The 21,980-nt window shown below is 33.3% G+C and carries 22 protein-coding genes and 2 tRNA genes; 17 read left to right on the top strand and 7 right to left on the bottom strand.

Features of this window, described 5'->3' with window-relative positions; genetic code table 11:
- The first annotated feature begins 25 nt into the window (after positions 1-25).
- The 4 genes from ACVCZW_RS02675 (at position 26) to ACVCZW_RS02660 (ending at position 4,337) form a co-directional block, all read left to right on the top strand.
- Positions 26-640, top strand: coding sequence for a bifunctional nuclease domain-containing protein (locus ACVCZW_RS02675; protein WP_452231045.1), 615 nt, complete (start codon positions 26-28; stop codon positions 638-640).
- Positions 641-745: 105 nt separating this feature from the next.
- Positions 746-2,413 (top strand): NupC/NupG family nucleoside CNT transporter, encoded by a 1,668-nt coding sequence (locus ACVCZW_RS02670; protein ID WP_452231581.1) that lies wholly within the window; start codon positions 746-748, stop codon positions 2,411-2,413.
- A gap of 226 nt (positions 2,414-2,639) precedes the next feature.
- Positions 2,640-3,464, top strand: a complete 825-nt coding sequence (locus ACVCZW_RS02665) for a thymidylate synthase (protein WP_452231580.1) — start codon at positions 2,640-2,642, stop codon at positions 3,462-3,464.
- 15 nt (positions 3,465-3,479) lie between these two features.
- A complete protein-coding gene (locus ACVCZW_RS02660; RefSeq protein ID WP_452231579.1) occupies positions 3,480-4,337 on the top strand; it encodes a hypothetical protein in 858 nt (285 codons plus the stop codon).
- Positions 4,338-4,424: 87 nt separating this feature from the next.
- Here ACVCZW_RS02660 and ACVCZW_RS02655 read toward each other — a convergent pair whose 3' ends face one another.
- Complete coding sequence (locus ACVCZW_RS02655) at positions 4,425-4,721, bottom strand: isoamylase early set domain-containing protein (protein WP_452231041.1); 297 nt, start codon at positions 4,719-4,721, stop codon at positions 4,425-4,427.
- Between the two features lie 252 nt (positions 4,722-4,973).
- On the opposite strand from ACVCZW_RS02655, the gene ACVCZW_RS02650 reads away from it, so the two are divergent.
- From ACVCZW_RS02650 to lspA, 10 genes are all read left to right on the top strand, one after another.
- Complete coding sequence (locus tag ACVCZW_RS02650; protein WP_452231578.1) at positions 4,974-5,882, top strand: dihydrofolate reductase; 909 nt, start codon at positions 4,974-4,976, stop codon at positions 5,880-5,882.
- Positions 5,883-5,936: 54 nt separating this feature from the next.
- The gene (locus tag ACVCZW_RS02645; protein WP_452231577.1) at positions 5,937-6,392 is read left to right on the top strand and encodes a GNAT family N-acetyltransferase; all 456 of its coding nucleotides are present in this window, start codon (positions 5,937-5,939) and stop codon (positions 6,390-6,392) included.
- A 374-nt stretch (positions 6,393-6,766) separates the two neighbouring features.
- Positions 6,767-7,204, top strand: a complete 438-nt coding sequence (locus tag ACVCZW_RS02640) for a hypothetical protein (protein WP_452231038.1) — start codon at positions 6,767-6,769, stop codon at positions 7,202-7,204.
- Between the two features lie 198 nt (positions 7,205-7,402).
- Positions 7,403-8,005, top strand: a complete 603-nt coding sequence (locus ACVCZW_RS02635) for a TetR/AcrR family transcriptional regulator (protein ID WP_452231037.1) — start codon at positions 7,403-7,405, stop codon at positions 8,003-8,005.
- Positions 8,006-8,060: 55 nt separating this feature from the next.
- Positions 8,061-8,861 carry a haloacid dehalogenase type II gene (locus ACVCZW_RS02630; RefSeq protein ID WP_452231036.1) on the top strand — a complete coding sequence of 267 codons (801 nt, stop codon included), beginning with the start codon at positions 8,061-8,063 and terminating at the stop codon, positions 8,859-8,861.
- Entirely contained in the window at positions 8,862-9,242 is a 381-nt protein-coding gene (locus ACVCZW_RS02625; protein WP_452231035.1) for a DoxX family protein, read from the top strand.
- A gap of 11 nt (positions 9,243-9,253) precedes the next feature.
- A complete protein-coding gene (locus ACVCZW_RS02620) occupies positions 9,254-9,988 on the top strand; it encodes an SDR family oxidoreductase (protein ID WP_452231034.1) in 735 nt (244 codons plus the stop codon).
- A gap of 80 nt (positions 9,989-10,068) precedes the next feature.
- Complete coding sequence (locus tag ACVCZW_RS02615) at positions 10,069-11,625, top strand: NAD(P)/FAD-dependent oxidoreductase (RefSeq protein WP_452231576.1); 1,557 nt, start codon at positions 10,069-10,071, stop codon at positions 11,623-11,625.
- A 152-nt stretch (positions 11,626-11,777) separates the two neighbouring features.
- Positions 11,778-12,671 (top strand): ACP S-malonyltransferase, encoded by an 894-nt coding sequence (gene fabD / locus ACVCZW_RS02610; RefSeq protein ID WP_452231575.1) that lies wholly within the window; start codon positions 11,778-11,780, stop codon positions 12,669-12,671.
- Positions 12,671-13,150 (top strand): signal peptidase II, encoded by a 480-nt coding sequence (gene lspA / locus ACVCZW_RS02605; RefSeq protein WP_452231574.1) that lies wholly within the window; start codon positions 12,671-12,673, stop codon positions 13,148-13,150. The genes fabD and lspA overlap by 1 nt, the downstream gene beginning before the upstream one ends.
- 44 nt (positions 13,151-13,194) lie before the next feature.
- On the opposite strand, the gene ACVCZW_RS02600 is transcribed toward lspA, so the two are convergent.
- From ACVCZW_RS02600 to ACVCZW_RS02590, 3 genes are all read right to left on the bottom strand, one after another.
- On the bottom strand, positions 13,195-13,386 hold the full coding sequence (locus ACVCZW_RS02600; protein WP_452231573.1) for a hypothetical protein: 192 nt from the start codon (positions 13,384-13,386) through the stop codon (positions 13,195-13,197).
- 162 nt (positions 13,387-13,548) lie between these two features.
- Positions 13,549-14,568: a UDP-glucose 4-epimerase GalE gene (gene galE, locus ACVCZW_RS02595; RefSeq protein WP_452231572.1), complete on the bottom strand. Its 1,020-nt coding sequence runs from the start codon at positions 14,566-14,568 to the stop codon at positions 13,549-13,551.
- A 101-nt stretch (positions 14,569-14,669) separates the two neighbouring features.
- Positions 14,670-15,827 carry a DegT/DnrJ/EryC1/StrS family aminotransferase gene (locus tag ACVCZW_RS02590; protein ID WP_452231571.1) on the bottom strand — a complete coding sequence of 386 codons (1,158 nt, stop codon included), beginning with the start codon at positions 15,825-15,827 and terminating at the stop codon, positions 14,670-14,672.
- A 169-nt stretch (positions 15,828-15,996) separates the two neighbouring features.
- Here ACVCZW_RS02590 and ACVCZW_RS02585 point away from each other — a divergent pair, with 169 nt between their 5' ends.
- The 3 genes from ACVCZW_RS02585 (at position 15,997) to ACVCZW_RS02575 (ending at position 18,296) form a co-directional block, all read left to right on the top strand.
- Entirely contained in the window at positions 15,997-17,232 is a 1,236-nt protein-coding gene (locus ACVCZW_RS02585; RefSeq protein ID WP_452231570.1) for a 3-deoxy-D-manno-octulosonic acid transferase, read from the top strand.
- A 115-nt stretch (positions 17,233-17,347) separates the two neighbouring features.
- Positions 17,348-17,782 (top strand): hypothetical protein, encoded by a 435-nt coding sequence (locus tag ACVCZW_RS02580; RefSeq protein ID WP_452231026.1) that lies wholly within the window; start codon positions 17,348-17,350, stop codon positions 17,780-17,782.
- Between the two features lie 100 nt (positions 17,783-17,882).
- Positions 17,883-18,296 carry a hypothetical protein gene (locus ACVCZW_RS02575; protein WP_452231025.1) on the top strand — a complete coding sequence of 138 codons (414 nt, stop codon included), beginning with the start codon at positions 17,883-17,885 and terminating at the stop codon, positions 18,294-18,296.
- A gap of 763 nt (positions 18,297-19,059) precedes the next feature.
- Here the strand turns inward: ACVCZW_RS02575 and ACVCZW_RS02570 are convergent.
- The 3 genes from ACVCZW_RS02570 to mutS form a co-directional block, all read right to left on the bottom strand.
- Positions 19,060-19,143, bottom strand: a tRNA-Leu gene (locus ACVCZW_RS02570).
- A gap of 50 nt (positions 19,144-19,193) precedes the next feature.
- Positions 19,194-19,265: transfer RNA gene (locus tag ACVCZW_RS02565), tRNA-Gly, on the bottom strand.
- Positions 19,266-19,364: 99 nt separating this feature from the next.
- Positions 19,365-21,977, bottom strand: coding sequence for a DNA mismatch repair protein MutS (gene mutS, locus ACVCZW_RS02560; protein WP_452231024.1), 2,613 nt, complete (start codon positions 21,975-21,977; stop codon positions 19,365-19,367).
- Between the last annotated feature and the right edge of the window lie 3 nt (positions 21,978-21,980).

The following is a 21,980-nucleotide window of genomic DNA, read 5'->3' as shown; positions in this document are numbered from 1 at the left end:
TAAACAGTCTTTTGCGTTTTATATTATGAGCTTAGTCAAGTTAAACATAAAAGGTATTTCATATAGCCAAACTCAAAATGGCGCTTATGCCTTGATTTTAAATGAAGTGGATGGAGATAGAAAACTCCCAATAGTTATTGGTGCTTTCGAGGCTCAATCTATTGCTATTGCTTTAGAAAAGGAAATTCGTCCGCCAAGACCACTCACACACGATTTATTCAAAAATTTTGCAGATCGGTTTGATATTGTTGTAAAACAAGTAATCATCCATAAACTAGTAGATGGTGTTTTCTATTCTAGTTTAATTTGCGAACGCGATAAAATTGAAGAAATCATTGATGCAAGAACAAGTGACGCTATTGCATTAGCTTTACGTTTTCAAGCTCCAATTTTCACCTATAAAAACATCTTGGACAAAGCCGGGATTTATTTAAAAGTAAATCCGGAGAGCGAAGAAAAAAACATGGAAGGAGATATTCTTTTAGATGCTTTAGTTACCGAAGAATTAGAAACCGAATCACCCAGCGATACCTTTGCCAGTAAGACTATTGAAGATCTACACAATATGTTAGACGAAGCAGTTGCTAATGAAGACTATGAAAAAGCAGCACACATAAGAGATGAAATCTCTAAACGATAACTAAACACCACCACATGAAACGAGCATGCTAAAAAGTTTTTCATGTAAAATGAATCATTAATAGCGAACAGCATGTGACGAATTAAAAACAATAAATATAAACACATGAAAAAATTTGTATTAGCTATTGTAGCTATTTTTTTTGGATTTTCTACAAGTATTGCGCAAGATCTAGAAAAAAAATGGATAGCAAATAACCAAAACAATAGTTTTGAAACCTTAGAACTAATCGAAGGTGAATTTAGTACAGCAAATGCTTCCGGAGATTATATACACCAAAACAACTTATTAGTTTTTTACTACAACCAACCTAACGATACGATACGTCGTTACAAAATTAAAGAGCATACCGATTCTACTTTAGTATTCTCCGAAAAAAATACGGTCTTTCATTTCACGGCAGTAGATGAAGAAGTCCCGATGGCAATAGAAAATGCTGTAGAACCAACAGACACTATTATAGGAAGTCAAGGATTTTCTATACAAAGTTTATGGCGAGGTGTATTAGGAATGATTTCCCTTTTAGTTTTAGCCTTTCTTTTTAGCAATAACAAAAAAGCAATAAACTGGAAAACGGTTGGACTTGGTTTGGTATTTCAACTTATAATCGCTGTTGGTGTTTTAAAAATTCCTTTTGTTCAAAAAATATTTGAATGGGTTGGAGGCTTATTTGTTAGTGTGTTAGATTTTACAAGAGCAGGAAGTAAATTCCTATTCGATGGTTTAGTAGTAGATATGGATACCTTTGGATTCATTTTCGCTTTTCAAGTTTTACCAACTATCATATTCTTTTCGGCTTTAACATCGCTCCTATTTTATTTAGGAATCATACAAAAAGTAGTGAAATTTTTTGGTGTCGTTTTATCTAAAGTCTTAAAGATTTCAGGAGCAGAAAGTTTAAGTGTTGCCGGAAATATTTTCCTCGGTCAAACGGAAGCGCCTTTATTGATTAAGGCATATTTAGAGAAAATGAACAAATCGGAAATACTCCTAGTAATGATTGGTGGTATGGCAACCGTTGCTGGTGCAGTACTTGCTGCATACATTGGTTTTCTTGGTGGTGACGATCCGGTTTTAAGATTACAATTCGCAAAACATTTACTAGCAGCTTCAGTAATGGCAGCTCCTGGAGCTATTGTCGTTTCTAAAATATTATATCCACAAACCGAAGAAATAAATACCGATGTAAGTGTTTCTTCCGAAAAAATTGGTTCTAACATTTTAGATGCCATAGCTAATGGTACCACCGAAGGATTAAAACTAGCAGTAAATGTTGGTGCTATGCTTTTAGTATTTGTCGCTTTTATAGCAATGGTAAATGGTATTCTTGGTTGGGTTGGAGATATTACAACCATAAATACATGGATTGCTTCTAATACAGCATATCAAAGTTTATCCTTAGAACTTATTTTGGGTTATATATTTGCGCCATTAATGTGGCTAATAGGTGTAGCTACGGTAGATATGACTTTAATGGGACAACTTTTAGGTATCAAATTAGCAGCAAGTGAATTTGTTGGGTACATACAATTAGTAGACTTAAAAGATGTAGCAAGCGCAACACATTTAACCTATAACAAGTCCATTATCATGGCAACCTATATGTTATGTGGTTTTGCAAACTTTGCTTCTATTGGAATTCAAATTGGAGGTATTGGATCTATTGCACCAGGGCAACGTAAAACATTATCTGAGTTAGGTATAAAAGCATTAATTGGTGGTACTATTGCATCGCTTATGTCTGCCACTATTGCAGGAATGATAATAGGTTAGTAGTAAATCACTGCAACTAAATTATTAATTGCTGTTCGCAAAAATCGTTAATAACTTTATAATAATATAGTAAAGCATCAAGCATCAAATCTTGGTGCTTTTTTTTATTTTAGCATCGCTTATTTATGTCATACTGAGCGCAGCCGTTGAATCTATTCATATTAATTCCAACTGCTAATAAAATCAAGTTTAATTTAATGAGATTCCCACTTTCGTGGGAAATGCTATGAAACAATATTTAGACCTAGTACAACACGTTTTAGAAAACGGAAACGAAAAAGGAGATAGAACAGGAACGGGAACAAAAAGTGTATTTGGTCACCAAATGCGTTTTGATTTAAGTGAAGGTTTCCCAATGGTTACTACAAAAAAACTCCACTTAAAATCTATAATTTACGAACTACTTTGGTTTTTAAAAGGCGACACCAATATTAATTATCTTACCGAAAACGGCGTAAAAATATGGAATAGCTGGGCAGACGAAAACGGCGACTTAGGTCCTGTTTATGGCCACCAATGGCGTAATTGGAACGATGATGAAATCGATCAAATAAAAGAGGTAATTCAGGCCTTAAAGACAAACCCTAATAGTAGAAGAATGTTGGTTTCTGCCTGGAATCCTTCGGTGTTACCAGACAACTCGAAATCTTTTAGTGAGAATGTTGCCAATGGTAAAGCTGCGCTTCCACCTTGTCATGCTTTCTTTCAGTTTTATGTAGCAGACGGGAAATTATCTTGCCAATTATACCAACGTAGTGCAGATATCTTCCTAGGTGTTCCATTTAACATTGCATCCTATGCTTTATTTACCATGATGATGGCGCAAGTTTGTGGTTACCAAGCAGGAGATTTTATACACACTTTTGGTGACGCACATATTTACAGCAACCATATGGAGCAATTAGAATTACAATTATCTCGCGAAACTAGAAACCTTCCTAAAATGAAAATCAATCCAGATGTAAAAGATATTTTCGACTTTACTTTTGATGATTTCACACTCGAAGATTACAATCCGCATCCACATATTAAAGGAGCAGTTGCTGTATAATTTTAAAAATCCCAAATGAAATACGTTTACCTTTTTGTATGCTTATGGTGTACCACATTTTCTTTTTCGCAAGATCAACCAACAACGAAAGCAGAAACCACAGAAGTATCTGATGAAGTTGCATTTGAAGTCATTGAAACTGTACCCGTTTATTCTGGTTGTGATGAAAACATGGAAAATCTAGCGATCAAAAAATGTATGAGTACTAAAATGACGGCTTTGGTTAATAAAAACTTTAATACCAAACTAGCACAAACACTGCATCTTTCTCCTGGTAAACATAGAATTAGTGTACAGTTTAAAGTCGATAAAGAAGGTCATGTTATAGATGTTCGAGCAAGAGCGCCACATCCAACATTAGAAAAAGAAGCTATTCGTGTAACAAAACTAATACCACAACTAGATAAACCAGGTTATCAGTTAGGGAAACCGGTAATTGTACCTTACGGATTTCCTATAAGTTTTACAGTAGAAGATGCACCAAAATCAACTTCTCGTGCGACTTCTTCTTCTAAAGAAAAACCTGCCAAAATAGATAGCTATCCAATGTATAGAAGTTGTAGTGAAAAGCTAGACTACCAAGGAACAAAAAGTTGTACTACAGAAAAAATAGTGGATTTTATTAAACTTGGCTTTAATTATGAATTAGCAGACAAGTTATTTCCGCTTGACGAATCTACACAGTTTTTAGTAGAATTTACTATTGATGAAAAGGGAAAGACTAAAAACATAACAGCAAAAGCGCATAAAAAAGAAATTGCTGCAGAAGCGATTAAGCTTTTAAAACGACTTCCAAAAATGAAAAAACCTGGTTATTTAAATGGCAAACCAGTCGCGGTTCCATTCCGGATTTTAATGACTATTTATTTTTAATGGCCTCGTTTTTTTCAAAAATATAAAAGCATAAAAAAGGTGTATTCTAATTAAAGAATACACCTTTTCTGTTTTACTAGTCGCTAATTACAAATTTATCACACTATTGTCTGATGCTGCAAACTCATTCCAAACAAATGCATCTGCTTGTTCCTCGTTTTGCCATTGTCCGTCAACAACATATTTAAATTCGTAAGAACTGCCACTTTCTAAGTTTACTGTTCCTTTAAATGTTCCGTTTTTTAATTTTTGTAAAGGCTCTGCTTTTGCATCCCAATTGTTCCAATTTCCTACCACCAAAACTTCATTTGCTTCTTTAGCAGGAACTGTAAATGTTACTTTACAAACTGGCTTACTTTTTAAAAATTGTTTCTTAATTGCCATAATATTATTGATTTAAGCTAGTTCAAATTAAATAAGAAAGTTAGAGGTATCAAAAAAATAAATACCTAATTTTGAATTATTATTCTATTATTATAAATCCCATAGTAAAAGTATTAAATCACTACAAAACGGATTCAGAATTAAAGAATATAATAATCGCAAAAACAACATAAAACACTGAAAACCACACTATATCGTTTTCGTGAACGACAAAAATGAATTCAGTAACTTTACATAAGAAACCTATTAAATATGTTCGGTAAAAAGAAAAACAAACCAAAAATAGACCAAGAGCAATTACAGCTGATACAGAATGCGCAACGTAGAATAAAACAGAAAAAACGCTTTTATTCCCATGCGATCGTATTTGCAATTTTTGGTTTAATACTCTATACTTTTAATGTTGGTTTACAATTAGCAGATGAATTTACACTAGCAACACTTCCATGGTCTGTTGTAATCATTGCTGTTTGGTTTGCGCTATTATTCTGGCATTTTTTAAATGTATTTTTGTTTCAAACCTTTATGGGAAAAGAATGGGAAGAAAAACAACTAGAAAAACTAGTAAGCAAGCAACAAGCACGTATTGAAAAACTAAAAATCAATCTTAAAAAAGAAGCACCACATATTGCGAAAACAGAAATATACAATGAAGCTTTGGCCGCTAAAAAACAAGTGTTAACTATTATTGTTGCCGCTGGAGAAAACGACGCTATTGGCAAAGATAATAAGCTTATCTGGCATTTACGTGACGATTTAGTACGCTTTAAAGCACTTACTTCTGGGCACCATATTATTATGGGAAGAAAAACGTTTGAAAGTTTCCCAAAACCACTACCAAACAGAACGCATGTTGTAATCTCTAGACAAGCAGATTACCAAGTACCAGAAGGTGTAATTGTAGTAAACTCTTTAGAAAAAGCAATTGCAATCTCTAAAAGTGATCTAAACCCTTTTATTATTGGTGGTGGCGAAATTTATAAACAAGCCATGACTTTAGTCGATAAGATTGAAATTACGCGTGTGCATGAAGTATTTGAAGCGGATACTTTCTTTCCGAAAATAGATCCTAAAATTTGGAACAAAACCAACGACAAATATCATGTAAAAGATGAAAATCATGATTATGAATTTTCGTTTCTAACGTATGAGAGAAAATAAGTGTATTTAAATTTGCGAAAAAACTTCCTTTAACTCCATTTAAAAACACGAAAGATGATTGAAAAACTTGAAAATAGCGATTTAGAAATAGCTAAAAAAATACGCTCTGTTTTTCAATCTTCGTATAAAGTAGAAGCCGAATTATTAAAAGCAGTGGACTTTCCTCCTTTAAAAAGAACCCTAGAGAATTATATAAAGAGTAGTACTGCATTTTTCGGATATATAAAAGAAAAACAATTAGCTGGAGTCATCGAAATTAATCACACGAATGATTTTACATCTATTAATAGTTTGGTTGTAGATCCAAACTTCTTTAGACAAGGCGTTGCCAAAAAGCTAATGGAATTCACTTTAAGCACATTCGATTCTAGCCTTTTTGTTGTAGAAACCGGACTAGAAAATGGACCAGCAACAGCACTATATAAAAAATATGGTTTTAACGAAGTGAACCAATGGGATACAGATCATGGTATTAGAAAAATAAAAATAGAATATAGACGAAGTAACTAATTGATAGACCATGTAATTCATATGCTCGCGCTAACCCTTAATAAGAGGCAAGAAAGAAGAAAATAGTTCTTCAAATAAACTATCGCAAAAGAACCCATGAAAGCACATGGTTTTCTTACAGCCATTTCCATTGCTAACGAGAAACAACAAAGGAAAATAAATCCTGAAAAAATCTGCGTACATGTAAATTTTCAATGGGATTAGAAAAGGGGAAGCACTTCCTGTTACAGAAATCAAATAATAAAACAATTGGAAATTTATGAAAAATAATAAACCATCTTTAATTGCTGGTTTATTTCAAAAATCATATTAAAGTCAGAAAAAACCTATTAATTTGTAAACTTAAAATTAATATAACCTCTAACCCCATTTCAATGAAACAAAAAATCACTTTAGCTGTATTACTATTTACAATTAGTCTTAATTTCCAATCCTGTATGAGCACGGTTGCCGGTATACTTAATCAGGAAATTATTGATCAAACTGAAGATAATTATGTTAATAACGAGATTAAAAGAATAGCACAATTAAATTTATCTGAGGACCAATTATTGAAAGCTAATAAAGTATTTTCAGAAGCATATACTGAAAAAAGAGATAATGCTCACAGAGAAAAAAGTAAAGAAATTAGTAAGAAGGCATCATTTAATAATCTTAAGTATATTATATACAAAAACCAGGTGAAATTTGAACGAATTTTAAACAAAGAACAGTTAATAGCCTCTAGACAAAGTAACTATGGTTTAAACGCAGATCAATTAAAAAAACTAAAAAATGATGTTTCTAAAATGGGTTATAGCCTTAGCTTTTAAAATAGCTTATCTTAAATAACGAATCCGTAAAAGAAAGAAAACAAAGCTACACCTATTTCTGTAGCTTTTGTTTTCATATCTAATTTCGCTCCTATTACTTTTGAAATATGTACATCCAAAATAATTATATTTTTTAAAAAATTGTTAAATAAAAATCAAAAACATACCGACTAGTATTTTTTAATATACATTTGCACTATGCAACAAGAATTAAAATCGGAACTCACAAAGCAAAACATTCTAAACGAATCTTTTAAGCTGTTTTATGAAAATGGTTTTAAAACTACAAGTGTCGATAAAATAATGAAAGCTACCAAACTCACTAAAGGAGCTTTTTATCATCATTACAAAAACAAAAAAGAGCTTGGTCTTGCCGTAATTAGTTTAAAACTTCAAAAAAGGGTACATGACGGTATGATTGCACCTTTGTACAAACCAGGAAACACTTTAGAGATTTTAGAAACCACCTTTTTAGAGCGATTAAAGTCTTTTCCGCTATATGATAAGCAACACGGTTGCCCAATGAATAATTTTATAAATGAAATTGGAGATCTCGAAATAGCATACCAAATGGCTTTAAGAAGTATTATTGAAGAATGGAAAGCAGCACTTACCCATTTAATCCATAGAGGTAAAACTGAAAAAACAATCAGCGAAAATGTTTCCAGTAAAGCAGTAGCTGTTTACCTCATAAGTGCTTTTGAAGGAATTCGTGGCATTAGAAAATTATATGATAATGACATAATTATTGATGAATTTATCTCCGGACTTTCCATCTACCTAAAACAAATAAAAGCTTAATTTTTTTTACCCTAAAACATACTAGTTGGTATGTTTTTAATTAATGATAATATATATGAAAAACGAAAAAAACAATAGACGAGACTTTCTAAAAAAAGCAGCAATAGTAGGTTTAGCTGCGCCGCATTTAGCATTTAGCTCTTCTTTAAAGGAACCAGAAAAAAAAGAAAAAAGCAACATACGACCTAAAGTATTATTTTTTGATGTCAATGAAACCTTACTAGACCTTACTGTAATGAAAGACAGTGTTGGTAAAGTATTAGGAAACCGAAGCGATTTATTACCATTATGGTTTACAACCATGTTACAGTATTCTTTAGTAACCACAGTAGGAAGACAATACAACGATTTTGGAATTATTGGTGCTGCTGCCTTACAAATGGTTGCTTCTAACCATGGCATTACAATATCAGAAACCGAAGCAAAAGAAGCTATTTTAGGTCCGATTCGATCTTTACCTGCACATCCCGAAGTAAAAGAAGCACTTCAAAAATTAAAAGATGCTGGTTATAAACTAGTATCCTTTACAAACTCCTCTAACAAAGGTGTGCAAACCCAATTTGAAAATGCAGGCTTAATTGATTTTTTTGATGATCGTTTGAGTATCGAAGATATTGGAAAATTTAAACCACATACAGATGCTTATGATTGGGCGGCAAGAAAAATGGGAATTAAACCTATCGAATGCTTACTAATTGCTGCACATGGATGGGATATTGCAGGTGCACTTTGGGCAGATTGGAGAGGTGCTTTTGTTAGCAGACCAGGAGCACAATTATATCCTTTAGCAGATAAACCAGAAATTGTGGCATCCAATTTAACACAAATAGCAAATCAACTTATAGCATTAAAATAAATGAAATATTTAAAAAATCAAATAATAAACGTTTTGATAACTGCTGTAATGGTATTTTTTGCGATTCCTAAATTATTAGGAAAACCGCAAAGTATCGAAGGCTTTCAACAATTTGAAAATGCCTTTGGTATTCCTGCAGATTTATTTAGAATCTTTACAGGAATTGCAGAACTTGGATTAGCAACATTATTTATCATTTTCGCTATTAATAAAAATAAAACAATTGGTAAAATCGCATTTGCTTTTTTATTAATAACCATGATAACCGCTTTATTTCTGGAATTTTTTGCAAGGCCAGAACCAAAAATGATTCTTGTAATCATTGCTATTATTTTAGTCCTTATTTCGGTTTTCCGCTTAAAAAAATTATCTAACGCTTAAACTATAAACACATGAAACTAGAAAACAAAGTAGTAATAGTAACTGGTTCTTCTAAAGGAATTGGAAAAGAAATAGCAACACTTTTAGCTAAAAATGGAGCAAAAGTAGTAGTAAATCATTCGAATAGTGAAGCAGAAGCTAAAGCTGCCGTAGATACCATTTTAAAAAATGGTGGTACAGCCATTTCTGTAAAAGCAGATGTAAGTATAAAAGAAGAAGTAACCCAACTATTTGACCAAGCCATTGCTGCATTTGGCAAAGTAGATGTATTAATAAATAATGCTGGGGTTATGATTTCTAAAGCATTAAAAGATAATACCGAAGCCGATTTTACTAAACAATTTAATGTCAACGTAAAAGGTGTCTTTAACACATTACAGGAAGCAAGCAGTAAATTAGCAGACAACGGAAACATTATCAATATATCCTCCAGTACGGTAAAATTAATGTTTCCTACATACGCAATATACTCTGCATCTAAAGCTGCAGTAGAACAAATGACACGTGTGTTTTCTAAAGAAATAGGAAGAGGGATTTCGGTAAATGCATTAGCTCCCGGAGCTACAGAAACCGAATTATTTTTAAAAGGAAAGTCCCAAGAATTTATAGACAAACTAAGTAGCATGAATGCTTTTAATCGCCTTGCCAAACCAATCGACATAGCAAAAGTGGCTTTATTTTTAGCCAGTGACGATTCTAAATGGATTTCTGGTCAAGTAATTGGTGCTAATGGTGCATTAGTTTAACTTCATATATAAACCGTGATAGGGATGTAAAACTCCTAAAATCTTTAATTCGCTATCGCATTTTTTCATAAATTCGCAGTATGATTAAAGACCTTCAATTACGCGTTTCCCTTAAGGAAGAAGAAATTCCTAATATCCTTCTGAAAAAAGCTTCCAAAATACTAGCTATTTCTTACGAAGATATTTCCGGAATTAAAGTATTGCGTAAGTCTATTGATGCACGTAAACCCAAAATAATCTTTAATTATAAGGTTGCAGTATATATAAAAGAACCGGTTCCGCAAAAATCAGAATACACTTTTGAATATAAAGACGTTTCTAATGCAAAACCGATTCATATTATTGGTTTTGGTCCAGCAGGAATGTATGCCGCTTTGCGTTGTATAGAACTTGGTTTTAAACCTATTGTTCTGGAACGCGGTAAAAATGTAAAAGACAGACGTCGCGATTTAAAAGCAATTAATCAAGATCATTTTGTAAACGAAGATTCTAACTATTGCTTTGGTGAAGGTGGCGCAGGTACCTACTCTGACGGAAAACTATACACCCGAAGTTTAAAGCGTGGTGATGTGCGCCGTATTTTTGAAAATCTTGTTTTTCATGGTGCAACCGATCAAATTCTGGTAGATGCACATCCGCATATTGGAACCAATAAGCTTCCTAAAGTAGTTACTAACATTAGAGAAACCATTTTAAAATTTGGTGGCGAAATTCATTTTGATACTCGTGTCACCGATTTTGTTATAAAAAATAATACTATTCAAGCTATTCAATTACAAAATGGCACAGAACTAACCGCAAATCGCGTTATTTTAGCTACTGGTCATTCTGCTCGTGATATTTATTATTTATTACATAAAAAGGAAATCGCTTTACAAGCAAAATCTTTTGCAATGGGAGTTCGTGTAGAGCATCCACAACACATTATAGATTCTATTCAATACCATTGTGATGGCAATCGTAGCGAATTACTTCCTGCGGCTGCTTATAGTTTGGTACATCAAGTAAATGATAGAGGCGTATATTCTTTTTGTATGTGTCCTGGCGGATTTATAGTTCCTGCTGCTACTGCAAACGGAGAAGTGGTTGTAAATGGAATGTCACCTTCTAAACGAAATAACGAATTTGCAAATTCGGGAATTGTAGTTGAAATTAATGTGGATAAAGATTTAGCTAAATATGAAAAGTTTGGCGTTTTAAAAGGATTAGAATATCAGAAGGATTTTGAAAAACTAGCTTTTAATGCTGGCGGAAGAAGTCAAGCTGCGCCTGCCCAACGTTTAACTGATTTTGTAGAGGGAAATTTATCTGCGAGTTTAAATCCGACCTCGTATCAACCAGGTCTGCATTCTGCACCATTACATTCTTTATTTCCTAAATTTATAGGAAGTAGATTACGTCAAGGTTTTAAAGCTTTTGGTTCTAAAATGAATGGTTTCTATACTGCGGAAGCTAATATTATTGGTGTGGAGTCTAGAACTTCATCTCCTGTAAATATTCCACGAAATGAAAATTTAGAACATCCAGAAATTATCGGACTTTTCCCTTGTGGGGAAGGTGGTGGTTATGCTGGCGGAATTGTTTCTGCTGCAATGGACGGCGAACGCTGTGCAGAGTCTGCAATTGTTGGATTATAAAAAACAGAATAGAAATCGCTTTGCTTTTAGAGCCAAGACTTAGTCCTTATTCTTCTATAAAAAAATTTAAAAACAGAAACAAACCTTGATTCTTGACTCTTGATTCTTTTAAAGATTTTATTCCTATTTTTGCAATTCAAAATAAAAAACAAATGAACGCATATATATTTCCAGGTCAAGGCGCACAATTCTCAGGAATGGGTTTAGACTTATACGAAAACTCCCCAGAAGCACAACATCTATTTGAAGATGCGAATGCTATTTTAGGTTTCAACATTACCGATATTATGTTTGAAGGTACTGCGGAAGCTTTAAAAGAAACTAAAGTAACCCAACCAGCAATATTTTTACACTCTGTAATTTTAGCAAAAACTTTAGGTGAAAGCTTTAAACCAGATATGGTTGCCGGACATTCTTTAGGTGAATTTTCTGCGCTAGTTGCTGCAGGTGCTTTAACTTTTGAAGACGGATTACGTTTAGTATCCAAACGTGCTTTGGCGATGCAAAAAGCCTGCGAAATACAACCAAGTACTATGGCTGCTGTTTTAGGCTTAGAAGATAAAGTGGTAGAAGAAATTTGTGCAAAAATGGAAGGAGTTGTAGTTGCCGCAAATTATAACTGTCCAGGTCAATTAGTAATCTCTGGTGAGATAGATGCTATTAACCGCGCTTGTGAAGCGATGAAAGAAGCTGGAGCAAGACGTGCTTTAGTACTTCCTGTTGGTGGAGCATTTCACTCGCCAATGATGGAACCTGCAAGAGAAGAATTAGCTGCTGCTATAGAAAACACAACGTTTAGCAAACCAAATTGCCCAATTTATCAAAACGTTACTGCAAGTGCTACAACGGACGAAGCAGAAATAAAAAAGAATTTAATTTCGCAACTTACTGCTCCTGTACGTTGGACGCAATCGGTACAACAAATGATTACAGATGGTGCCACTTTATTTACAGAAGTAGGACCAGGAAAAGTTTTACAAGGATTGGTTAAAAAAATTAATAGAGAAGCGCAAACAGCTACTGCAACTATAGAAACTGAAGCTTAATGAAACGTTCTTTATTTATTACATTTTTAATTATTTTCAATATTGTTATTGATCAACTTTCTAAAATTTGGACACGAACAAATGTTGTAAAAGGAAGTAAATCGGAAATCCTTGGTGACTACCTTACTTTACACAATGTAGAAAATTCTGGAGCATTTTTAGGAATGGGAAGTGATTTGAGTCCGACAATGCGTGCTATATTTTTACTTATTATTCCTGTATCTGTAATGGGCTATGTTTTATTTCTTCTTTTTAGTAATAAAGATTTAGACAAACTTTCTATTATAGGTTTTTGCTGTATTCTAGGTGGTGGAATAGCTAATATTTACGATCGATTCATGTATGGTTCTGTAACCGATATGTTCCATATAGATCTTGGCGGTGTTTTTAGAACTGGAATTTTTAACGTTGCAGATATGTCTGTAATGGTTGGTTTAGGATTTCTAATTCTTGGCAATTTTAAAAAGAAAAAAGCGTAAATTATAAAGCACAAAAAAGCCTCGAAATATTTCGAGGCTTTTTTTTATTTCACTAGACTACAAGCATCGCAGTCTTTTACTTTTCCGTAATAGGTTTCTCGATATTTATGTAATGTTTTAATAGGAATGCCAAGTACTTGCTTTTTAATGTAAGTAACTTTTGCACTAACACGTCCCATGTTTGGAGCAAATCTGTTTTCTTGTCTTGTCTGACGCTTTACTGTGATCCATTTCATTGTTTTGTCATTTTCATTAGCTACAAAGAAAACAAGAATATACGCCAATCCCGAATCTACAATATTAAAATATTGTTAATCAGCTTATTAATAAAAATAACATACCTATATGTACAATCTATTACGCATATGATAATAGAACAGCAAATGCATTACGATATTTTAAGTAACATCTAGACTATTTTGCCATTGCCAAGAAGATAAAATGGCATCTTCTAAATTATATTGTGCATTCCAACCTAGTACATCATTTGCTTTTTTGGTATCTGCATAAGCAGAAACAACATCTCCTGAACGTCTATTTACTATTTTATAATTTAGTTTTTTGTTGGCAACTTTCTCAAAAGCTTGAATCACTTCTAAAACCGAACTTCCTTTCCCTGTTCCTAGATTAAAGGTTTCGTAATTAGATGTATTCTTTTGTTCTAAAAGCCTTTTTAAGGCTATCACATGTGCTCTTGCTAAATCTACAACATGAATATAATCTCTAATACATGTTCCGTCTATGGTTGGATAATCATCCCCGAAAACAGAAAGCTGCTCACGTATTCCTGCTGCAGTTTGCATGATGTAAGGAATTAAATTCTGCGGAACACCTATGGGTAATTCGCCAATTTCAATACTTTCATGTGCTCCTATAGGATTAAAATAGCGCAAGGAAATGGCTTTTATTTTGGCATTCACTTTACACGTATCTTGTATTATTTCTTCTCCTATTTGCTTCGTATTTCCATAAGGAGATTCTGCTATTTTTATTGGTGCATCTTCTGTAATTGGCATGACATCTGCTTGGCCATAAACGGTACATGAGGAACTAAAAATAAAATTCGATATGGCTAACTTTTCTAATTCCTGCAATACATAAACCAAGGTATTGATATTATTTTCATAATATAATAATGGTTTTTCTACACTCTCACCTACTGCTTTACTTGCTGCAAAATGGATTACTCCTTTTATGTCTTGATGCTGTTTAAAAAACGTTTGAACTTTTCTTTTATCTTTTAAATCTAGTTTTTCGAAAATGGGTGTTTTACCAGTTATGGCAACAATTCCTTTTAAAACATCGATAGAGGAATTCGATAGATTATCTATAATCACTACTTCATATCCTTCTTTTTGAAGTTCTACAACCGTGTGTGACCCTATAAAACCTAAACCTCCTGTGACTAGTACTTTCATTGGCTGGTATGTGCGTTAGGGATGGAAGCGTTATCCTTTTTTTGGTTGCCTATACGGCAAAAAAAGATTTAAGCGAACAGCCTGACCCTTGCGGTAACGCTCTAATTATTTGCTATAAATTCTTTAATTTTATTGGTAATAAAGGCTATTTGCTCATCGTCTAACTCAGTATGCATTGGTAAAGAAATCACGTCTTTTATCAACTGGTTAGTAACCGGGAAATCTGCTTCATTATATCTAGAATCTTTATATGCTTTTTGATTGTGCAACGGAATTGGATAGTACACACCACATGGTATTTCGTGGCTATTTAAAAACTTCACTAAGCCATCTCTGTCCACATTGTTTAACTTTAAAGTATATTGATGAAAGACATGACAATCACAATTTTCGCAAATAGTAGTGCATGTTTTAGAAACCTGAGGTGTTGTTATGTTTGCTATTCCTTCTAAGGCTTTGTTATATTTTCTTGCTGCAGATTGCCTTGCTTTATTATAGCTATCTAAATGCGGTAATTTTGCATTTAAAACGGCCGCTTGAATAGAATCTAATCTTGAGTTTACACCAACTACATCGTGATGATAACGTTCATACATACCGTGATTTACAATTCCTCTAATGGTATGTGCTAATGCATCATCATTAGTAAAAATTGCTCCTCCATCTCCATAACCTCCTAAATTTTTGGAAGGAAAAAACGAAGTAGAAGCTACATGACCAATGGTTCCCGCTTTCGCTTTTTTACCATCACTGTAAGTGTACGAAGCTCCAATTGCTTGTGCATTATCTTCAATTACGTACAAGTTGTACTCTTCGGCAACTTTCATAATTGCTTCCATATTGGCACATTGACCAAATAAATGTACAGGAACTATTGCTTTTGTTTTTGGTGTTATCGCTTTTTTAATAGCTTCTACACTAATATTAAAGTCGTTTGGATCTACATCTACCAAAACTGGAGTTAATTGCAATAAAGCGATTACCTCAACAGTAGCTGCAAATGTAAAATCTGCAGTGATAACTTCATCTCCTGGTTTCAAACCTAAACCCATCATTGCAATTTGCAATGCGTCTGTACCATTGGCACAAGGAATAACATGCTTTACACCTAAATAATTTTCTAAATTTTTCTGAAACTCATGAACTTTTGGTCCGTTAATAAAAGATGCATTATCTATTATTTCTTGAATCGTTGCATTAACAACATCTTTTATACCTGCATATTGACCTTTAAGGTCAACCATTTGAATCTTTTTCACATTCTTAAATTTTGAAACCTTAACTATACATTTTGGCTCATTATATCTTACGAATTTACAAAAAACCATATTGTTTAGCAATGAAGATGAATGAATAAAAAATAATTTATTAAAAACTACTTATGTATATAATTTAAAAGAAATGTATTTTAGCAATAAACAAAAACTATTGGGTTTCATTTATAACATACTTATTTCTTTAACTTCATTTGTTTTAAAAGGAATAGCGCTATTTAACACCAAAATTAGTAAAGGTGTCCACGGAAGAAAACAGACATTTACTGTTTTAAAAAACAACATTCTACAAACAGATGCTTGTATATGGTTTCATTGTGCTTCTTTGGGAGAATACGAGCAAGGCTTACCTGTTTTTAAAGAAATTAGACAGCTTTACCCAAAGCACAAAATTGTACTCACTTTCTTTTCACCTTCTGGTTATGAAATTAGAAAAGATACAGAAATAGCAGATGTTGTTGTTTACCTTCCTTTAGATTCTAAGAAAAACGCAAAAAGATTTATAGATATAATAAACCCACAGCTGACTATTTTTGTAAAATATGATATTTGGCCGAATTTTTTAAAGGAAATAAAAAAGCGAAATTTAAAAGCCATTTTAATTTCTGCTCTTTTTAGACCTTCGCAATCTTTTTTTAAGTTTTATGGAAAAGAACAACGTAGTGCTTTATTTGCTTTCGAACATATTTTTGTTCAAAACGAGGCCTCAAAAGCTTTATTGAATACCATAGGCTACAACCATGTAACCGTTTCTGGGGACACCCGTTTTGATCGTGTTTACAGTCAGTTAGCCCAAAATAATACTTTAACTTTTATTGAAGAATTTAAACAAGACAGTTTATGTGTTGTTGCAGGAAGTACTTGGCCTGAAGACGAAAACATCCTATTAGATTACATGAATAAAAATGCTTCCGAAGACTTGAAATTTATTATTGCGCCTCATAATCTTAAAACAGCACAAATAGATAGATTTAGTAAACAACTACAAGTACCTAGTATTAAGTATTCCGAAAAAGAAAACCAAGATGTGTCTAAATATCCCGTTTTTATAATGGATACTATTGGATTATTATCCAAAACCTATAGTTATGCGGATATTGCTTATATAGGCGGAGCAATGGGGAATACGGGTTTACATAATACTTTAGAACCGGCAGTGTTTGGTATACCTGTACTTATTGGAAAAAACTACAAAAAATTCCCGGAAGCATATGCAATGTTAAAAGAAAAAGGGATGTTCTCGGTGAAAAACAAAGAAGAATTAGACTTTATACTAACCGAGTTGATTCAAAATAAAGAAAAGAGATTGCGTTCTGGAGCTAAAAACTTAAATTATATTAAAAAAAACAAGGAAGCTGTAATCCAAATTATGAACTACATACGTAAATAGACTATTAAATCTACCTGAATAACGATTATGTTAAAAATTTTAACAAACATGTGCGAATTTTAACAGGAAGTTGTTACTTTCGTATATTGAAAATTAACACTAAAAACTATTACTGATGAAAAAATTATTATTAAGCGCAGCTTTACTATTAGCATTAAGCGTATCGTTTACATCTTGCAAAGACGTAAAAGAAAAAACAGATGCAGCAGGTGATGCTGTTGAAAATGCAGCTGCAGAAACAACTGAAGCTGTCGAAGAAGCTGCTGAAGCTGTAACAGAGACTGTAACAGGAGTTCCTTCTTTTGACAATGCAGAAGTACAATCTTATGTTACTGCTTACGAAGATTACATTGAAACTTACACGGAAGCTGTAACAACAAAGGACATGACTAAAATGCAAGCACTTGCAACTAAAGGTCAAGAACTTGCAACTAAAGGTCAAGAAGCAATGAAAAACGTAAAAGCTGAAGACATGAAAAAATTAACGGATTACATGACTTCGAAATCAACGGAAGTTATGGAATTAGCTAAGAAAATGACTGCTCAATAAAAAACAGCAAATAATTACACTATTAAAAGAAACCATTAAAAGTAATTTCTTTTAATGGTTTTTTTTGTACCATTAAAATTAACACTAAAAACTATTACTGATGAAAAAATTATTATTAAGCTCGGCTTTATTATTAGCATTAAGCGTATCATTTACTTCTTGTAGGGAAGCAAAAGAAAAAACAGATGAAGCAGGAAATGCTATAGAAAATGCTACTGAGGCTACTGGTGATGCATTAGAAGATGCTGCTGACGCTACGGAAGATGCAATCGAAAACGCTGCTGACGCTACTGAAGATGCAGTAGAAGATGCTAATAGCGCAACTAAAGACGCAATGGAAGATGCTGGTGATGCAATAAAAGGTGCTGCTAATGCTACTGGAGATGCTTTAGAAAACGCTGCTGATGCTACTGGTAATGCTTTAGAAAATGCTAAAGACGCTACTACTGGTGCAGTATCAAAAGCTGCGGATGCAGTTGCTGATAAAGCAAAAGAAATTAAAGATAAGCACTAAGAAATTTTCTTATTTTTTATTTAAAAGCCTTCATAAATATGAAGGCTTTTTTTTGTGTCTATTTTTAAGGTTTGAGACCTTATAAAACAAAACACAACTAGACTATACCGATTTTATACAAAAGGCAGGAAACGAAACGCGTGGCGCTCCTATCGATACATTAAGAAAAGACAACTCATAACACGTAATTGCTTTTTTCTTTTGCACTGTATTTAAAAGAGAATTTTGGGACGTTTTCTAAAATACAAAAGCCTTTCATTCCTGTAAGGCTTTTATATTGAAGACGGGAATTGACTGCGTCGAGTCCTAGTTTCAACATGTTGAGAAAAGCCAATCTATAGCATTGGAATTCTTTTTTACCCAAAGAATACGCTTGAAATTAAAACTTACTTAAATTTTTAAAACACGAAAGCCTTACATTCCTGTAAGGCTTTTGTGACGAAAACGGGAATTGACTGCGCCGAGTCCCAGTTTCAACATGTTGAGAAAAGCCAATCTATAGCATTGGAATTCTTCTTTACTCCAAGAATACTCTTGAAATTAAAACTTACTTAAATTTTTAAAACACAAAAGCCTTACATTCCTGTAAGGCTTTTGTGTCGAAGACCGGAATTGACTGCGTCGAGTCCCAGTTTCAACATGTTGAGAAAAGCCAACCCAAAAGATTGGATTGGTTTTTTGTTTTAAAAAAATACTTAAAAGCGAGCTTTTCGTATTTTTTTAAAACAAAAAAGCCGAAACTTTCGTTTCGGCTTTTCATCTGTACTGAAGACGGGACTTGAACCCGTACGTCCTAATGGACATTGGATTTTAAGTCCAACGTGTCTACCAATTCCACCACTTCAGCAGGAAACGATATTTAAAATATCGCTTGGTATATTATTTTGAAAGTGTCAGAGCGAAAGACGGGATTTGAACCCGCGACCCCCACCTTGGCAAGGTGATGCTCTACCCCTGAGCTACTTTCGCAGTCTTTTGTATGAACGTGCAATATTGCTATTGCGGTTGCAAATTTAGAATAAATCTCTTAATTGCAAAGCTTTTTTTGAAAAAATATTATTTTTTTTTTCAAACCTCCTTTTTCTTAACCAACATTCGTTTTATTTCGTTGAGTTTCATCAACGCCTCTACCGGCGTAAGTGTGTCAATATCAATATGTAATATTTCTTCTTTTATGTTTTCTAATAACGGATCGTCTAGATTAAAGAAACTCAATTGCATTTCATCTTTTAAAGATTTTACTTTATCTGTAAGTTCTTCGCTAGAATGTGATTTCTCTAATTTCTTTAAGATCTTATTCGCCCGATGTATTACCTGCTGTGGCATTCCAGCCATTTTAGCAACGTGAATTCCAAAACTATGCTCACTTCCACCAGGAACTAGCTTACGAATAAACAAAACGTTATCTTTTAATTCTTTTACAGAAACATTGTAGTTTTTTATACGAACAAACGTTTCTGTCATTTCATTAAGTTCATGATAATGGGTTGCAAAAAGCGTTTTTGGTTTTGCTGGATGCTCATGTAAATATTCGCTAATTGCCCAAGCTATAGAAATACCATCATAGGTACTTGTTCCTCTTCCTATTTCATCTAGCAAGACTAAACTTCTATTACTAATATTATTTAAGATAGAAGCTGTCTCATTCATTTCTACCATAAAGGTAGATTCTCCCATCGAAATATTATCACTCGCTCCTACTCTAGTAAATATTTTATCTACTAAACCAATTCTAGCAGCTTTTGCGGGAACAAAACTTCCCATCTGCGCTAGTAATACTATTAATGCTGTTTGGCGTAAAATAGCAGACTTACCAGACATATTAGGACCAGTAATCATAATCATCTGTTGGGTGTCTCTATCTAAGAACACATCATTAGCAATATAAGGTTCGCCAATTGGTAATTGCTTTTCAATTACAGGATGACGACCATCTTTTATTTCTAAGTCGTGCGAATCATCAATAATTGGATAGATATACGTATTATCTTTTGCTAATTGTGCAAAACCAGCTAAGCAATCTAATTGACCAATTAAATACGCATTCTGTTGTACCGGTTTTATGTATTGGTTCATCCAAGTAACCAATTCTGTAAATAGCTTTTGTTCTATGGCTAGGATTTTCTCTTCTGCACCTAAAATTTTTGTTTCGTATTCTTTAAGCTCTTCCGTGATATAACGCTCCGCATTCACTAAAGTCTGCTTTCTAACCCATTCTTCTGGAACTTTATCCTTATGTGTATTTCGTACTTCTATATAATAACCAAATACATTATTGGATGCTATTTTAAGAGAAGTGATGCCGGTACGCTCACTTTCACGTTGCAACATTTTATTCAAATAATCTTTACCCGAAGTAGACAAAGCACGTAGTTCATCTAATTCTTCAGAAAACCCTTGCGCAATACTATTTCCTTTTAAAACATTTACGGGAGCTTCTTCGTTAAGCATCGTTTTTATCTTCTCTCGAAGGATATCACAGCTTTGTAATTTATCACCAATAATTTTAAGTGATTCATTATCGCAATTAGACGATAATACTTTTATTGGCAGTATAGCTTCTAAAGAGTTTTTTAGCTGAATAACCTCTCTTGGATTCACCTTTGCTGTAGCGACCTTAGAGATTAGTCTTTCAATGTCTCCAATATGTTTTATATGATTCTGTATTTTTTGAAGCGTCGTTTTATCTTTCGTAAAGAAATCTACGACTTCATGACGTTCTTTTATTTTCTCTACATTCTTCAATGGTAAAGCCAACCAACGTTTTAATAAACGTCCTCCCATTGGAGAAATCGTTTTATCAATAACATTTAAAAGCGTCACTGCATTATTATTGGTAGAGTTATAAAGTTCTAGATTCCGGATAGTAAATCGATCCATCCAAACATAATCATCTTCAGCAATTCTAGAAACAGAAGTAATATGTTGCAATTTATTATGTTGTGTCTCTCCCAAATAATGTAAAACAGATCCGGAAGCGATAATCCCTTCCTGTAAATCTGCAATACCAAAACCTTTTAACGTTTTAGTATTAAAATGCTTAATTAAAGTTTCGTTTGCATAATCGGTTTGATATACCCAATCTTCTAAGTAAAACGTATGAAAATCAGTTCCAAAGGTTTCATTAAAAAGCGTTCGTTTTTGTTTGGAGACTAATACTTCACTCGGACTAAAATTTTGTAATAATTTATCGATATACTCGGCATTCCCTTGTGAGGTTAAAAATTCCCCTGTAGAAACGTCTAAAAAGGAAATTCCTATTTTGTTTTTATCGAAATAAACCGAACATAAAAAATTATTCGATTTAGAAACTAAAACCTCATCATTGAGTGCAACTCCGGGAGTTACAAGCTCAGTAACACCACGTTTAACAATGTTTTTGGTAAGTTTAGGGTCTTCCAACTGATCACAAATTGCAACACGTTCTCCAGCCTTTACTAATTTAGGCAAATACGTATTTAAAGAATGATGCGGAAAACCAGCAAGTTCAATTTCGCTTTCACTTCCTGCACCTCGTTTCGTTAATATTATACCTAGAATTCCAGCCGTTTTAATGGCATCTGCACCAAAGGTTTCATAAAAATCGCCAACACGAAATAACAATAAAGCATCTGGATACTTTACTTTTATAGCATTGTACTGCTTCATTAAAGGCGTTACTTTTTTTTCTTTTTTTGCCAAGGG

Source organism: Lacinutrix sp. MEBiC02595, assembly GCF_053601555.1.
The sequence above is the reverse complement of the archived record's forward strand: the minus strand, read 5'-3'. Positions and strand labels throughout refer to the sequence as shown.

Excerpts from the sequence above, each read along its gene's own strand:
- ACVCZW_RS02650 (WP_452231578.1), top strand. The coding sequence starts at position 4,974 with ATGTTCGGTAAAAAGAAAAACAAACCAAAAATAGACCAAGAGCAATTA.
- ACVCZW_RS02660 (WP_452231579.1), top strand. The coding sequence starts at position 3,480 with ATGAAATACGTTTACCTTTTTGTATGCTTATGGTGTACCACATTTTCT.
- ACVCZW_RS02580 (WP_452231026.1), top strand. The coding sequence starts at position 17,348 with ATGAAAAAATTATTATTAAGCGCAGCTTTACTATTAGCATTAAGCGTA.
- ACVCZW_RS02630 (WP_452231036.1), top strand. The coding sequence starts at position 8,061 with ATGAAAAACGAAAAAAACAATAGACGAGACTTTCTAAAAAAAGCAGCA.
- ACVCZW_RS02625 (WP_452231035.1), top strand. The coding sequence starts at position 8,862 with ATGAAATATTTAAAAAATCAAATAATAAACGTTTTGATAACTGCTGTA.
- ACVCZW_RS02600 (WP_452231573.1), bottom strand. The coding sequence starts at position 13,386 with ATGAAATGGATCACAGTAAAGCGTCAGACAAGACAAGAAAACAGATTT.
- ACVCZW_RS02640 (WP_452231038.1), top strand. The coding sequence starts at position 6,767 with ATGAAACAAAAAATCACTTTAGCTGTATTACTATTTACAATTAGTCTT.
- lspA (WP_452231574.1), top strand. The coding sequence starts at position 12,671 with ATGAAACGTTCTTTATTTATTACATTTTTAATTATTTTCAATATTGTT.
- fabD (WP_452231575.1), top strand. The coding sequence starts at position 11,778 with ATGAACGCATATATATTTCCAGGTCAAGGCGCACAATTCTCAGGAATG.
- ACVCZW_RS02665 (WP_452231580.1), top strand. The coding sequence starts at position 2,640 with ATGAAACAATATTTAGACCTAGTACAACACGTTTTAGAAAACGGAAAC.
- ACVCZW_RS02675 (WP_452231045.1), top strand. The coding sequence starts at position 26 with ATGAGCTTAGTCAAGTTAAACATAAAAGGTATTTCATATAGCCAAACT.
- ACVCZW_RS02645 (WP_452231577.1), top strand. The coding sequence starts at position 5,937 with ATGATTGAAAAACTTGAAAATAGCGATTTAGAAATAGCTAAAAAAATA.
- galE (WP_452231572.1), bottom strand. The coding sequence starts at position 14,568 with ATGAAAGTACTAGTCACAGGAGGTTTAGGTTTTATAGGGTCACACACG.
- ACVCZW_RS02615 (WP_452231576.1), top strand. The coding sequence starts at position 10,069 with ATGATTAAAGACCTTCAATTACGCGTTTCCCTTAAGGAAGAAGAAATT.
- ACVCZW_RS02635 (WP_452231037.1), top strand. The coding sequence starts at position 7,403 with ATGCAACAAGAATTAAAATCGGAACTCACAAAGCAAAACATTCTAAAC.
- ACVCZW_RS02655 (WP_452231041.1), bottom strand. The coding sequence starts at position 4,721 with ATGGCAATTAAGAAACAATTTTTAAAAAGTAAGCCAGTTTGTAAAGTA.
- ACVCZW_RS02620 (WP_452231034.1), top strand. The coding sequence starts at position 9,254 with ATGAAACTAGAAAACAAAGTAGTAATAGTAACTGGTTCTTCTAAAGGA.
- ACVCZW_RS02670 (WP_452231581.1), top strand. The coding sequence starts at position 746 with ATGAAAAAATTTGTATTAGCTATTGTAGCTATTTTTTTTGGATTTTCT.
- ACVCZW_RS02575 (WP_452231025.1), top strand. The coding sequence starts at position 17,883 with ATGAAAAAATTATTATTAAGCTCGGCTTTATTATTAGCATTAAGCGTA.